Source organism: Candidatus Poriferisocius sp. (assembly GCF_965219775.1).
Lineage (GTDB): Bacteria > Actinomycetota > Acidimicrobiia > Acidimicrobiales > Bin134 > Poriferisocius.
The window spans coordinates 2,454,863-2,468,348 of the sequence record NZ_OZ244793.1; the positions used below are offsets into that span (position 1 = coordinate 2,454,863).

12 protein-coding genes and 1 tRNA gene are annotated in these 13,486 nt (G+C 68.1%); 8 read left to right on the forward strand and 5 right to left on the reverse strand.

Annotation, left to right across the window (positions count from 1 at the left end; genetic code table 11):
• Positions 1-102 precede the first annotated feature (102 nt).
• The 4 genes from glnA (at position 103) to ACOQPQ_RS11090 (ending at position 4,952) form a co-directional block, all read left to right on the forward strand.
• Positions 103-1,527, forward strand: coding sequence for a type I glutamate--ammonia ligase (gene glnA, locus ACOQPQ_RS11075; RefSeq protein WP_420639489.1), 1,425 nt, complete (start codon positions 103-105; stop codon positions 1,525-1,527).
• 65 nt (positions 1,528-1,592) lie between these two features.
• Positions 1,593-3,248: an NAD+ synthase gene (locus tag ACOQPQ_RS11080; protein ID WP_420639490.1), complete on the forward strand. Its 1,656-nt coding sequence runs from the start codon at positions 1,593-1,595 to the stop codon at positions 3,246-3,248.
• 46 nt (positions 3,249-3,294) lie between these two features.
• Entirely contained in the window at positions 3,295-3,888 is a 594-nt protein-coding gene (locus ACOQPQ_RS11085) for a hypothetical protein (protein ID WP_420639491.1), read from the forward strand.
• Between the two features lie 104 nt (positions 3,889-3,992).
• The gene (locus tag ACOQPQ_RS11090) at positions 3,993-4,952 is read left to right on the forward strand and encodes a sigma-70 family RNA polymerase sigma factor (RefSeq protein ID WP_420639492.1); all 960 of its coding nucleotides are present in this window, start codon (positions 3,993-3,995) and stop codon (positions 4,950-4,952) included.
• A 70-nt stretch (positions 4,953-5,022) separates the two neighbouring features.
• Here the strand turns inward: ACOQPQ_RS11090 and ACOQPQ_RS11095 are convergent.
• The 5 genes from ACOQPQ_RS11095 to ACOQPQ_RS11115 form a co-directional block, all read right to left on the reverse strand.
• Positions 5,023-5,116, reverse strand: a tRNA-Sec gene (locus ACOQPQ_RS11095).
• A 10-nt stretch (positions 5,117-5,126) separates the two neighbouring features.
• Positions 5,127-6,644 (reverse strand): ABC transporter ATP-binding protein, encoded by a 1,518-nt coding sequence (locus tag ACOQPQ_RS11100; protein ID WP_420639493.1) that lies wholly within the window; start codon positions 6,642-6,644, stop codon positions 5,127-5,129.
• A gap of 64 nt (positions 6,645-6,708) precedes the next feature.
• The gene (locus ACOQPQ_RS11105) at positions 6,709-7,881 is read right to left on the reverse strand and encodes a BMP family ABC transporter substrate-binding protein (RefSeq protein WP_420639494.1); all 1,173 of its coding nucleotides are present in this window, start codon (positions 7,879-7,881) and stop codon (positions 6,709-6,711) included.
• Positions 7,882-8,028: 147 nt separating this feature from the next.
• Complete coding sequence (locus ACOQPQ_RS11110) at positions 8,029-8,964, reverse strand: ABC transporter permease (protein ID WP_420639495.1); 936 nt, start codon at positions 8,962-8,964, stop codon at positions 8,029-8,031.
• Positions 8,961-10,049, reverse strand: a complete 1,089-nt coding sequence (locus tag ACOQPQ_RS11115; protein ID WP_420639496.1) for an ABC transporter permease — start codon at positions 10,047-10,049, stop codon at positions 8,961-8,963. Before ACOQPQ_RS11115 ends, ACOQPQ_RS11110 begins: the two co-directional genes overlap by 4 nt.
• 102 nt (positions 10,050-10,151) lie before the next feature.
• Between ACOQPQ_RS11115 and ACOQPQ_RS11120 the strand changes: the two genes are divergently transcribed.
• The 4 genes from ACOQPQ_RS11120 (at position 10,152) to ACOQPQ_RS11135 (ending at position 13,416) form a co-directional block, all read left to right on the forward strand.
• Entirely contained in the window at positions 10,152-10,829 is a 678-nt protein-coding gene (locus ACOQPQ_RS11120; RefSeq protein ID WP_420639497.1) for a hypothetical protein, read from the forward strand.
• 73 nt (positions 10,830-10,902) lie between these two features.
• The gene (locus tag ACOQPQ_RS11125) at positions 10,903-11,892 is read left to right on the forward strand and encodes a CpaF family protein (RefSeq protein WP_420639498.1); all 990 of its coding nucleotides are present in this window, start codon (positions 10,903-10,905) and stop codon (positions 11,890-11,892) included.
• The gene (locus ACOQPQ_RS11130; protein ID WP_420639499.1) at positions 11,889-12,704 is read left to right on the forward strand and encodes a type II secretion system F family protein; all 816 of its coding nucleotides are present in this window, start codon (positions 11,889-11,891) and stop codon (positions 12,702-12,704) included. Before ACOQPQ_RS11125 ends, ACOQPQ_RS11130 begins: the two co-directional genes overlap by 4 nt.
• A 1-nt stretch (position 12,705) precedes the next feature.
• Positions 12,706-13,416 carry a type II secretion system F family protein gene (locus ACOQPQ_RS11135; RefSeq protein ID WP_420639500.1) on the forward strand — a complete coding sequence of 237 codons (711 nt, stop codon included), beginning with the start codon at positions 12,706-12,708 and terminating at the stop codon, positions 13,414-13,416.
• The last annotated feature ends 70 nt before the right edge of the window (positions 13,417-13,486 follow it).

Below are 13,486 nucleotides of genomic sequence, written 5' to 3' on the forward strand. Positions count from 1 at the left end.
GTTCACAATCGCGAAAATCCACGGAAACGAAGCGAGAGCAATATACTGCCTTGCCACCGCGCCTGTGGGAGCATACGGGCGCGAGAGAAGGAGGAACTCACTGTGTCAACTCCCCAAGAAGTCATTGCCCTGGCGGCGTCCGAAGGTGCGGAATTCGTGGACATGCGCTTCACCGATGTTCCCGGCGTGCAGCACCACTTTTCGCTTCCCATCCGAGAACTGACCGAATCGGTCTTTGAGGAGGGTCTCGGTTTCGACGGCTCTTCGGTGAGCGGGTTCCAGACCATCGACGCCTCCGACATGTTGCTCATCCCCGATCCGAGCACCGCGGTGTTCGATCCGTTCACCCAGCGCAAGACACTGGTGTTGCTGTGCGACGTGAAGGACCCGGTCACCGGTGAGATGTACGGCAAGGATCCCCGGGGGGTGGTTCGTCGTTCCCTGGCCTACATGGCCAGCACCGGGGTGGCCGATGCCGCCTTCTTCGGTCCTGAGGCCGAGTTCTTCATCTTCGACAGCGTGGCCTTCCAGAACCAGCCCGACGTGGCCGGCTATCAGATCCGCTCGGCCGAGGGCATTTTCGAGAGCGGACGCCCCTCGGTCACCGGCGCGCCCAGCCCCGGCCACCGCATTCCCTACAAGGGCGGCTACTTTCCCCTCTCCCCGATGGACACGTTCCAGGATCTGCGCTCGGACATGGTGGTCGCCCTGGAGTCGGTGGGCATCCCCATCGAGGTGCAGCACCACGAGGTGGGCACCGCCGGTCAGGCCGAGATCGACATGGTGTTCGACGAGATGCTGTCGATGGCCGACAAGGTGCTGCTCTACAAGTACGTGGTGAAGAACGTGGCTCGCCAGCACGGGCGCACGGTGACGTTCATGCCCAAGCCCATCTTCGGCGACAACGGCTCGGGGATGCACACCCACATGTCGTTGTGGCAGGGGGGCGAGACGTTGATGTACGACGAGCGGGGGTATGCCGGTCTGTCCGATCTGGCCCTCTGGTACATCGGTGGCCTGCTGGCCCACGCCCCGGCCATCCTGGCCTTCGCCGCTCCCACCACCAACTCTTACAAGCGCCTGGTGCCCGGTTACGAAGCCCCGGTGAACCTGGCCTACTCCCAGCGGAACCGGTCGGCGGCCATCCGCATCCCGTTGCTCTCGGACAATCCCAAGGCCAAGCGCCTCGAGTTCCGGTGCCCCGACCCCAGCGCCAACCCCTACCTGGCCTTCTCGGCCATGTTGATGGCCGGCCTGGACGGGATCATGAATCAGATGGACCCGGGTGACCCGTTGGACAAGAACATCTACGACCTGCCCCCTGAGGAGGCGGCCGGCATCGACACCGTGCCCGGTTCGCTGAGCGAGGCCCTGCGGGCCCTGGAGGACGATCACGAGTTCTTGCTGGCCGGCGACGTGTTCAACACCTCGCTGATCGAGTCCTACGTGGAGGTCAAGCAGGAAGAGGTGGACGCCGTCGGCTTGCGTCCCCATCCCCAGGAGTACGAGCTGTACTACTCCGTCTAGGCGAATCCGTCTGGGCAATTCGGTCCGGTCAATTGGCGCCGGGCGCACACCATTAGCCTGGGGTTGTGGCCAAACTTCGGGTGGCCTTGTGCCAAACCAACGCGGTCGTGGGCGACATCGACGGCAACTCGGCGCGGATTCTGGCTGTTCTGAGCGAGGCTCAGCAGGCCCACTGCCACGTGGCGGTGTTCCCGGAGTTGGCCGTCACCGGGTATCCGCCCGAAGACCTCCTCCTGAAGCGCCGCTTCGTGAAGGACAGCCGCCGGGCCATGGAGCGCATCGCCGCCCACACCGGATCGTGTGCCGCGGTGGTCGGCTTCGTCGACGACGACAACGGCTGCCGCAACGCCGCCGGGGTGGCGGCTGACGGCCACTTGCTGGGCATCGGCCACAAACGGGAGTTGCCCAACTACGGGGTGTTCGACGAACGCCGCTACTTCCGCCCCGGCACCGGTGACCCCCGCCCGTTCGACGTGGCGGGCGTGGCGGTGGGAGTGTCGGTGTGCGAGGACGCCTGGGTGGCCGACGGTCCGATGCGCCGCCTGGCCGCCGCCGGGGCCGAGGTCATCGTCAATCTCAACGCCTCGCCCTACCACGGGGGCAAGCACGGCCAACGCCGGGAGGTGCTGCGCCGGCGAACGGCCGAGACCGGGTGCCCCATCGTCTACGTGAACCTGGTGGGTGGCCAGGATGAGTTGGTGTTCGACGGGGCGTCGCTGGTGATGGGCGCCGACGGGAGCATCCTCGCCCAGGCGCACTCCTTCCGGGAGCACCTGCTGATCGCCGAGGTGGAGGTGGCCGACCGGCCGGGTCTGGTGGCCCCGCCGCCCAACGGGCCCATCGCCAACCCGGTGGTTCCCGGCCTGGGGGAGTTGGAGGAGCAGTACCAAGCCCTGGTGCTGGCCACCCGCGACTATGTGAGGAAGAACGGCTTTGCCGATGTGGGCATCGGCCTGTCGGGGGGCATCGACTCCTCGCTGGTGGCGGCGATCGCCACCGAGGCCTTGGGGGCCGACCATGTGTACGGCGTGCTGATGCCCTCCCGGTACTCCAGCGACCATTCGGTGGCCGACGCCGAGGCCTTGTGCCGCAATCTGGGCATCGACCACCGGATCATCCCGGTGGAGCCCGGCCACCAGGCGTTTCTCGACATGCTGGCCCCGTCGTTCGACGGTTTGGCCCCTGATCTGGCCGAGGAGAACGTGCAGTCCCGCATTCGGGGCACCCTGCTGATGGCGTTGTCCAACAAGTTCGGCTGGCTCATCTTGACCACCGGCAACAAGAGCGAGAGCGCGGTGGGATACTCCACCCTCTACGGCGACACCGCCGGTGCCTTTGCCGTGATCAAGGATCTGTGGAAGCTCCAGGTGTACGCCCTGGCCCGACACTGCAACCAGCGCGCCGGGCACGACCTCATCCCCGAACACGTGCTGGTCAAGCCGCCGTCGGCCGAGCTGCGTCCCGACCAACGCGACGATCAGAGCTTGCCCCCCTACGAGGTGCTGGACCCGCTGCTGGAGGCCTACGTGGAGGACGACCTCACCCCCGGCGAACTGTGCGAGCAGGGCTACGACCCCGAGTTGGTGCGCCGCATCACCGGGTTGGTGGACCGGGCCGAGTACAAGCGCCGTCAGAATCCCCCGGGCGTGCGCATCACCGCCAAGGCCTTCGGGCGTGATCGCCGGCTGCCCATCACCAACCGATACCAACCCGGTTCCTGATGGTGAAGAAGGCCGCAGCCCGTTCCTCTGCATGGGGTGTCTGACGATGGAAATTGAGCAACTGGCCGACGCCTGTGGGGGCCTGGCCTGGATTTCCGAGCGGCTGTTCGCCCTCCAAGGCCGCCTGGCTGCCGACTCCCCCGATGCCCCGCCGCCGGATGCCCGCCACAACTCCCCCCGTGTCGCGCCGCTGGATGCCCGGGTTCGGGTGTTGTTGGCTCGATCCAGTCGTCGCCATGGGCAACACGCCCAGTGGTGGCGGGCCGCCCTGCCCGATTCACCGGCCCTGAAGGCCGAGGATCGAATCAATCCGCCCAGCAGCCCCTGGGCCGATCTGATGGACCACCTGGAGGAGGCCGCCCCGGTCGAGGCCGTCAACGGACTGCACTTGGTGGCGGTTCCCGAGCTGGTCCGGGTGCTGGAGCACGTGCGCCGGCAGTGGTCGTCGGTCAGCGACGGCAACGCCATCCGCATCGCCGGGTGGGTGTTGGCCGATGTGGCCGAGGAGCAATCGGAGGCCGCCGGGGCATGGACGCTCCCCCCGCTCTCGTCCCAGGATGAGCTGGCCACCCTGGCGGAAGCGCTCATCGACGACCGTCGCGAAAAAAGATGGCCTCCGCTGGTGACCCTTCGGCAATGAAACGGGTATCGTTACCAAAGAGCAATTGTCCGTGTCTTTGCCCGGTCAGCGTCGACCGGTTCGACAGCAGGACCGGTGATCCACGGTAATTGGGAGGGTAAGGCATGCCCAAAGAGCGTGTTGAGCGCGACGACGAGGATCTGGTCCGCCTCTACCTGACCGACATCGGCCAGTACGTGCTGCTCACCAAGGACGACGAGGTCGAGCTGGCCCAGAAGATCGAAGAGGGCAAGGAGGCCAAGGAACTCCTCGAGCAGGACAAGGCCGCCGAGGTCGGCAGCCCCGATCGTCTGTCCCCCGCTCGCCGCCGGATCCTGCGCCGCCAGAAGAACATCGGCGAGGAAGCCGAGCGCCGCTTCGTGCAGTCCAACCTGCGGTTGGTGGTGTCCATCGCCAAGAAGTACCAGGCGTCGGGCCTGCCCCTGTTGGACTTGATCCAGGAGGGCAACCTGGGGCTGATGCACGCGGTGGAGAAGTTCGACTGGCGCAAGGGCTTCAAGTTCTCCACCTACGCCACCTGGTGGATTCGCCAGGCCATCACCCGGGGCATCGCCAACACCGGGCGTACCATCCGGTTGCCGGTGCATGCCGGGGACACCTTGGCCCGCCTGCAGAAGGCTCGGGCCAACCTGGAGAAGAAGCTGGGTCGACCGGCCACCCTGGCCGAGCTGGCCGTCGAGGTGGATCTCTCCGAGGACAAGGTGACCGAGGCCCTCCGCTTTGCCGCCGAGCCGCTGTCGCTGAGCGAACCGCTGCGGGAGGACGGTGACGCCGAGCTGGGCGACGTGGTGGAGGATCGTTCGGCCGAGTCCCCGTTCGAGGTGGCCGCCACCGCCCTGTTGCCCGAGGAGATCACCCGCCTGTTGGGCCCGCTCGACGAGCGGGAGCGGGAAATCCTCAAGCTCCGTTTCGGACTCGACCGCGGCGAGCCCCGCACCCTCGAAGAGGTGGGCGAGCACTTCAACCTCACCCGCGAGCGCATCCGCCAAATCGAAGCCCGGGCCATGTCCAAGCTGCGTCACCCCAGCAGCGACACCGGCGCCCGCGACTTGTTGGCCGTCTGAACGTCGTCGGTCCCCGGCGCAAGAGCCACAGAAACCGTTGGCCGTCTGACTGGCAACGCCTTCGCAGTCAGCGGAGGTGGACGGGAATCGAACCCGCCGGACGGGGATCGCCCGTCCCACCCGCTTTGAAGGCGGGGGAGCCCACCAGGTACTCAGACACCTCCCGGTGGCCGATCAGGCTACTGCCGCCCCTTCCGGCTCGCCCACGCCGCTCATCAACAGCCCCAATTGGTCGATGGTTGCCTCGTGGCGGCTCAGGCGTCCCATCACCGCCCCCTCGTACATCACCACCAACCGGTCGGACAGCGCCATCACCTCGTCGAGGTCTTCGCTGATCAACAAGATGGCCTTGCCCTGGGCCCGCTGGGTCAGGAGCTGCTCGTGGATGTACTCGGCGGCGCCGATGTCGATGCCCCGGGTGGGCTGAGCCACCAGCAGCATCTCCGCGTCGCCGCTGAACTCCCGGGCGATCACCACCTTCTGGATATTGCCCCCCGACAGCTTGCGGGTGAGGGTGGTGGTGCTGGGGGTACGGATGGAGTAGTCGTCCACCAGTTGGCGGCTGTGGCGTTCGATGGACTTGAGGCTCAACAGCCCTCGGCGAACGTACGGGGGCCGGTCGTGATCCACCAGGACCAGGTTCTCGGCCACCGTGAACTCGCCGATGCTGCCGTACTTCATGCGCTCCTCGGGCACATAGGCCAAACCCATGGACCGCACCTGCTTGGGGGTGGGGGACTTCACCGGCTGCCCGTCGATGGAAACCACTCCCGATTCGATCTCTCGGAGTCCCACGATGGCTTCGGCCAACTCCCGCTGCCCGTTGCCCGACACCCCGACGATGCCCACGATCTCGCCCGCCCGAACGTCGATGTTCACGTCGTGGACGGCCAGCTCGTCGCGATCCCCCCGAACCCGCAGGTTCTGCACCTCCAGCTTGGCCGGGCCCGGCGTCTGTTCGGCGATGTTGCGGGTGAACTCCACCGGGCGACCCACCATCATCATGGCCAGGGACTCCCGGCTCGAAACCGCCGGGGTGGTACGACCGGACACCCGGCCGTCGCGCAACACGGTGATCTCGTCGGAGATTTCCATCACCTCGTTGAGCTTGTGGGAGATGAACACCAGGCCTCGACCGTCGGCGGTCAACCGCCGCAGAGTGACGAACAGGTCGGTCACCTCCGGCGGGGTCAACACCGCGGTGGGCTCGTCCAGCACCAACAGCTTGACGTTGCGGTACAGCGCCTTGACGATCTCCGCCCGTTGGCGCTCACCCACGGCCATCTGCCAGATGTAGGCGTCGGGGTCGACGGCCAGGCCGAACTCCTCGGAGACCTCCAGGATGCGCCTGCGAATGGGCCCCAAATGGGTCAGGCTCAGCGGCTTGCCCAAGCCGAGGGCCACGTTTTCGGCCACCGTGAGGGTGTCCACCAGCATGAAGTGCTGGTGGATCATGCCGATACCGGTGCGGATGGCCACCGACGGGGAATCGATGGCCACCGGGGCACCGTCGAAGGTGATCGATCCCTCGTCGGGCTGATACAGCCCGTAGAGGATCTTCACCAGCGTGCTCTTGCCCGCCCCGTTTTCCCCGAGGAGGGTGTGAACCTGACCGGGCCGCACCGTGAAGTCGACATCCTCGTTGGCGACGACTCCGGGGAACCGCTTGGTGATGCCGCGCATCTCCAGCATGGGCCCCCCTCCTGGCGCCGCCCGGTCAGCGTTCATCTGCGATGGGTACTCGCCGGTGGGCTTGCTACTGCCCGGTGGAGATCGACCCGTCGGACAGTCCGGCGATGGTCGCCTCTGCCGAATCCCTCACGCCCGCGGGAAGGTCGAAGTCCTCGTTGAACTGGATGTCCAGGCCGCCGCCCTCGAAGGTCATGATGAAAGTCTCGCCGCCGAGCACGCCGTCCTGAATGTTGTTGATGATCTGTTCGAGGATCACTTCCCAGCGGTACACCTGCGAGGCCACCACGATGTCCGCACCGAGCGGCGTCTGGTTGGCCTGGGTGCCGAACCACAGCACGTCGTTCTCCTGGGCGATGCCGGTGGCGCCCACCACCATCTGGGCCGAACCGGTGAGCACGTCGGCGCCCGCGGCAATGTGGCCTTGGGCGGCCTCGGCGGCCAGAGCCACGTCGCTGAACGATCCGGTGTAGACCACGTTGACCTCCACGTCGGGATTCTGGGCCTCGGCGCCCGCCACGAATCCGTCCACGTAGAGCTTGGCGTCGCCCACCTCGATGGGGCCGATCACGCCGATCACGCCGCTGTCGGTGAGCTGCGCGGCCACCGAACCGTTGACGTAACCGCCCAGATCGGAGCGCACCGAGTAGGAGTACACGTTGGGAATGCCGAAGGTGTCCACCGCGGTGCCCCAGGCGAAGGACACGTCGGGGAAGTCGGGGGCGATCTCCTGGAGCGGGCCGCCGTACTGCGAGCCGTGGGCGATCACCAAGTGGTAGCCCTCGTCGGCGTAGCCGCGGATGGCCGCGCCGGCGTCCTCCACGATGAAGGTGCCGTCGGTGATGGCCAACTCCACGTCCCAGTCTTCGGCGATGGCGTTCACCGCGTCGACCATGCTCTGGGTGAAGGCCAAGTCATTGGAGGCACTGGGGGCCACAACCGCGATCCGCATGGGCTCGGCCATGGGTTCGTCCATGGGTTCGTCCATTGGCTCCTCAGCGGCCGGCTCGTCCATGGGCTCCTCGGCCGCGGGCTCGTCCATTGGCTCTTCCGCGGCCGGCTCGTCCATGGGCTCCTCGGCCGCGGGCTCGTCCATGGGTTCTTCAGCGGCCGGTTCTTCGGCAGCCGGTGCCGGTTCCGACGACGGCGGTGCGTCGTCGTCGTTGCCGCACCCGGCCACTGCCAACGAGAAAATCGCCAGCAGGGCAAGGATCGTCCTCAACGCGAATCGAGTTTTCATGTTTCTTCCCTTCTCTGGGATACCTGCGTGGTCAGGCACCCGCCGATGATCGGCCAACAATAGCCAAGTTCGGGGCACCGTACCCCGTGTCTGAACAAAATCTCACGGTTGGGCCGTTGTGTTCACGCGCCGTTCATCCGTCACGGTTCATCCGTCTCGGGTGAACGGTCGGGTGAGGGCCGCGGGCTGGCCGATGCGCCGGCTCACCACCACCAGCACGATCACCGTCAGCACCGCCGGGGCCATGTTGGCGATGGACGAAACCGAACCGGAGATCACGTCCTGCACCTGGAGTTGCAGCACGGTGGCCGACACCACCCCGAACAGGAGCGACCCGGCCATGACCCGGGCCGGTCGCCACGCCCCGAAGTACACCAACGCGATGGCGATGAACCCTCGGCCTGCGGTGAGGTTCTGCTGGAAGATGCCGATCTCCAGGGCCAGGGCGGCCCCGGCCAGTCCGGCCATGGTGTTGCCGATGATAATGGCCGTGGTCCGAATGCGGTTCACGCTCACGCCCAGGGTGTCGGCCGCCTGGGGATTCTCGCCTACGGCCCGCACGTTGAGCCCGAACGTGGTCCGGGTGATGACCCAGTACACCACCGGCACCAGCAGGAAGGCCACGTAGGTGAGCACGGTGTGGCTGAACAGCAGTTCACCCACATGCGAAGTGTCCTCGGCCAGCCAGTTGAGGGGTTTGGTCTGCAGCCCGCGGATGGGTATGGGGGTGCCCACCTGCTTCTGGAACAACAGGTCGGTGAAGCCCAGACCGAACAGATAGATCCCGATGCCGCTGATGCCCTGCTCAGCGTGCATCACCACGGTGATGAAGGCGTACAGCGACCCCATCACCGCCCCCACCACCAAACCCAGCAGCAAGCCCAAGGAGGCGCTGCCGGTCTCCAACGCGGTGTAGTAGGCGGCGAAGGCTCCGATGAGCATCACGCCCTCCACCCCCAGGTTGAGCACGCCGGCCCGCTGGCCCACGGTCTCGCCCAGCGCGGCCAAAAGGAAGGGCACCGCCAAGCGAATGCCCGACGCCAGGGTGGCGATGATGATGGAGGTGGTGAAGAAGTCGTTCATGCCCGCCCCTCCCGTTGCACGTCGCCCTCAGCCCACCGCTGGACCCAGGCCCGCAATCCGAGGCTGCCCACCACGAACACCACCACCACCCCGTTGAGGGCGATCACCAGTGCCTGGGGCACCTGCACCGCCCGTTGCAAGGAGATGCCGCCCGCCAGCATCCCGCCGAACAGGTACGAGGAGAAGATGGTGTACAACGGGTGCAGCCCGCCGAACAGGGCGGTCACGATGCCGTTGAACCCCGCACTCTGGGTGAAGGCCAACGGCCCCCCCTCGCCGATGAAGCGGTGGGATTCGCTGCCGAACACCAGCACGGCCCCCGCGATGCCCGCACAGGCCCCGCTGAAGGCCAAGGCCTGGGTGACGCTCCATTCCACCCGCATGCCCGCGGAGCGGGAGGCGTGGGGATTGTGGCCCACCGCCCGCAGGCGCAGCCCCAGGCTCGTGCGGAACAGCAGCAAGTACCCCAAGAACAGGGCGACGATCAGCGCCACCACGATGCCAATGTGCAGGCGGGTGCCGCCGGGCAAGAGGGGCAGATCGGAGTTCTCGCTCAACCGCTCGGTTTGCTGGATGCGGATGGCGCCCTCCTCGATGAGCCAGTCCTCCAGCAGGAAGCTCATGAAGTACCCGGCGATGATGTTCATCATGATGGTGCTGAGAATCTCGTTGACCCCGCTGTAGGCCTTGAGGGCCCCCGGTATGGCCCCCCAGATTCCCCCGCCGACGCCGCCCGCGATCAAAACCAGCGGCACCAGAACCACCCGGGGCGCATCGGGCACGGCCAAGGCCACCAGGGTGCCCAGGATGGCCCCGGCGATGATCTGCCCTTCGCCCCCGATGTTGATCACCCCGGCGCGGAAGGCGATGCAGATGCCCACCCCGACCAGCATCAGCGGAACGGACTTGATGGCGGTGGCGGCCAGCTCGTCGGGGCCACCGAACGCCCCGGTGAACAAGGCGCGGTAGCCCGTGAGGGGGTTGGCCCCGAATATCCCGAGCAGGATGGCCCCCACCGCCAGGGCGGCGATCACCGCGCCGAGGGGCACCACGAGCCCGGCGAAGGGCCGCAAGAGGCGGGTCATGGGGCGACCAACAGAAATCCCTGTTGCTTTTCAGTCAGTTTCCACATAGATTGTTCTGGCTTCCCCTCCGTGTGCCAATGCGAACAATTCGCGGAGGTTGTCATGTTGGTGACCTGTTGGTCAACCAAAGGTGGTTCGGGGACGACGGTCATTGCCGCCCTGGCGAGCTTACATGCTGCCCAGGGGGGCGAGCGTTCCGTACTGCTCATTGATCTCGTCGGCGATCTGCCCGCGGTGTTCGGCTGCGCGGAATCGCCCGCCGGACTGAGCGCCTGGCTCGACGGCGACCTGGTCCCGGCTTCGCTCGAGGGGGCCATGGAGGAGCTGACCCCCGACCTCTCGCTGCTCCCTCGGGGGCCGGGTCCGCTGAACCCCCGACGGTGCGACGAGTTGCTGGCCTGGCTGGACACCGATGCCACCGTGGTGGTGGACGCCGGTGTCCTGGTCGGGCCGGGCCGGGCGGTGGCGGGGAACCCGGGCGACGACCTGCGCCTCCGGCTGGCGGCCGAAGCCGACCGGTCGGTGCTGGTCACCCGTGCGTGTTACCTGGCCCTGCGGCGGGCGGTGTCGCTGCCCGTCCGACCGACCGGGGTGGTGCTGGTGGCCGAGGCGGGCCGGGCGCTCACCCGGTCGGACTGCGAGCGGGCCATCGGCGCGCCGGTGCTGGCCACCGTGGCCGTGGATCCCGACATCGCCCGGGCGGTGGACGCGGGCATGTTGCGGACTCGGGTGCCCAAGGGCGCCGTGAAGGCCCTCGGCCGGCTGCTGGCCGAGAGCTGAGGGGCGAGCCGTGGTGTGGAGTGGCCGTGGTCGGGGGCAAGAAGCCATTGATCGGTTTCTCGGCGACCCGGAGGTGACCGAGATCATGATCAACGGCCCCGGACCGGTGTGGGTGGAGCGTCGAGGCCGCGTGGAGACCACCACCACCGTGTTGGACACCGAGACCATCGAGTTGCTCATAGAACAGTCGGTGACCCCCCTGGGTCGACGCATCGACCGGAGTTCCCCGATGGTGGACGCCCGACTGGCCGACGGCTCCCGTCTCAACGCGGTGGTGCCCCCGGTGGCGGTGGACGGTCCCTACGTGACCATCCGACGCTTCTCGGTGCGGCCGGTTCCCCTGGAGGACTTCGCCGCGCCGGGGGTGGTGGCCGCCCTGCGATGGGCGGTGGCCGCCCGCTGCAACCTGGTGGTCTCCGGTGGGGCCGGGGCGGGGAAGACCACCTTGCTGAACGCCCTGGCCACCGCCATCGCCCCCGGTGAGCGGGTGGTGACGGTGGAGGATGCCGCCGAATTGGCCCTGGCCAGCAATCACGTGGTGCGCCTGGAGGCCCGCCCGGCCGATCGCGACGGGGTGGCGCCGGTGACCATCCGCCACTTGGTGCGCAACGCCCTGCGGATGCGACCGGATCGCATCATCGTCGGCGAAGTCCGGGGGGCCGAGACCCTGGACATGCTCCAGGCCATGAACACCGGGCACGAAGGCTCCCTGTCCACCTGCCACGCCAACAGCCCCGCTGATGCCCTCAGCCGCCTGGAGACCATGGTGCTCCTCGACGGTGGCTCGGTACCCCTGGCCGCGGTTCGCCGGCAGATCACCGCCGCGGTCGACCTGGTGGTCCACGTTGCCCGTCGCCCCCACGGCCGGCGCCGCATCACCGCGGTGGCCGAGGTGGCCCGTCATGACGACAACCATCAGCACGGCCGCCGGCTCGACGGTCAGGAGGCCGGCCACCCGCCGCTCCGACCCCTCGCCGATGAGCAGGGCCTGCACTGCCTGCCCGCAGTGGCAGCCCGCACACCGGACGCGCCCGATCCCGATCCCCGATGGGTCAACCGGTGACGGCGGACAACGTGCCGGACCGCAACGGTCGGGCCCTTGGCGGTTGTGCCCCCAGCGGTCGACCGGGGGCGCCGGTCGGTTGGCTGCTGACCATGGCCCACGAGGCCGACCTCCAACTCACGCCCACCCAGCTGCGGCGGGGGCTGGGGGCAGTGGCGCTGTTGGGGGCCGGTTTCGGCGCCCTGCAGGGCGGCCTGGTCGGCGTGCCAGTGGGCATGGTGGTGGCCGTGGTCGGCGCCCTGGTGGCGCTCAAGGCCAACGGCCATCGTCGCCGACGAAGCCTTGAGGCCCAGTTGCCCGGCTTCCTGGAGGCCGTGGCCCGTGGCTTGCGCACCGGTCTACAACTGGGTCCGGCCACGGTGGAGGCCGCCGCCGTCACCCCGCCCCCGCTCAAGGAAGAGGTGGCCCCGGTGGCCGACGAACTCGGTCGGGGCCTTCGCGCCGCCGACGTCTTCGAACGATGGGCCCGACGCCATCCCCACCGCGGCGCCGGTCTGGCCGCGGCCGCCATGGCCTTTGCCGCTGCGGCCGGCGGGGCTCGGGCCCAAGCCATCGACGGGGTGGCGGCCACGCTGCGGGACCGGGCCGCGCTGGAGTTGGAGGTTCGCTCGCTCACCTCGCAGGCTCGGGCCTCGGCCCTGATGATCGCCGCCTTGCCGGTGGGGTTCCTGCTGATGTCGTCGAGTGTGGGCGACCGGTCGGCCAACTTCTTGTTCACCAACCGCCTCGGCCTGGTGCTCTTGGCCATGGGGCTCTCCCTCGATGCCCTGGGCGCCCTGTGGATGCACCGCATCGTCAACGCCCGTGATTAGGGTGGCGCTGCCCATCGGGTTGGGGTTGCTGTGGGCCGCCGTGGTGGTGGCCGCAGGGTGGCGGGCCCGACCCGGCCCCGTCCGACGCCTGTGGTCGGACCCGGCCCCCGAGCAGACCGCTCGGCCCCCCATGGCCCCGGTCGTGGGGTACGCCCTGGCCGGGGTGATCGCTCTGGCCCTGGATCTGTTGGTGGGGATCGCCGTCGGGGTGGTGATCTGGATGGTCCCTCGCCGCCGACGGGCGCAACGTCGCCGACGGGAGCACGCCGAGACCGTCGAGGAATTGCCCGAGGCCGTGGACCTGCTCCGGCTGGCCGTCTCATCGGGACTCAACGTGCACCTGGCGGTGGCCGCCGTGGGCGACCGACTGAGTGGCCCGGTGGGCTCGGCCCTGGCCGGGGCCGCCGACCGGGCGCACGCCGGAGAGCGTCTGGCCGATGCCCTGGAGGCGTTGCCTGCGTCGGTGGGCGAGCCGGTTCGCCCACTGGTTCGGGTGCTGGTGGACGGTGACCGCTACGGCACCGAGTTGGCCCCTGCCCTGGAGCAACTGGCCACCGACAGCCGGTTGCAGCGTCGCCGCCGGGCCGAGGAGCAGGCCCGCCGCCTGCCCCTGCGGCTGTTGTTGCCCTTGGTCACCTGCATCCTGCCCGCGTTCATGCTGCTCACCCTCGCTCCGGTCATGGCCGAGACGCTGATCATGCTGCGCCCATGAACCGCTCCGCACCGGCCTTGTCCTCCCCTGCCTTCCTTTTGTCTTCCCCTGAACATCCATTGACCCCCGG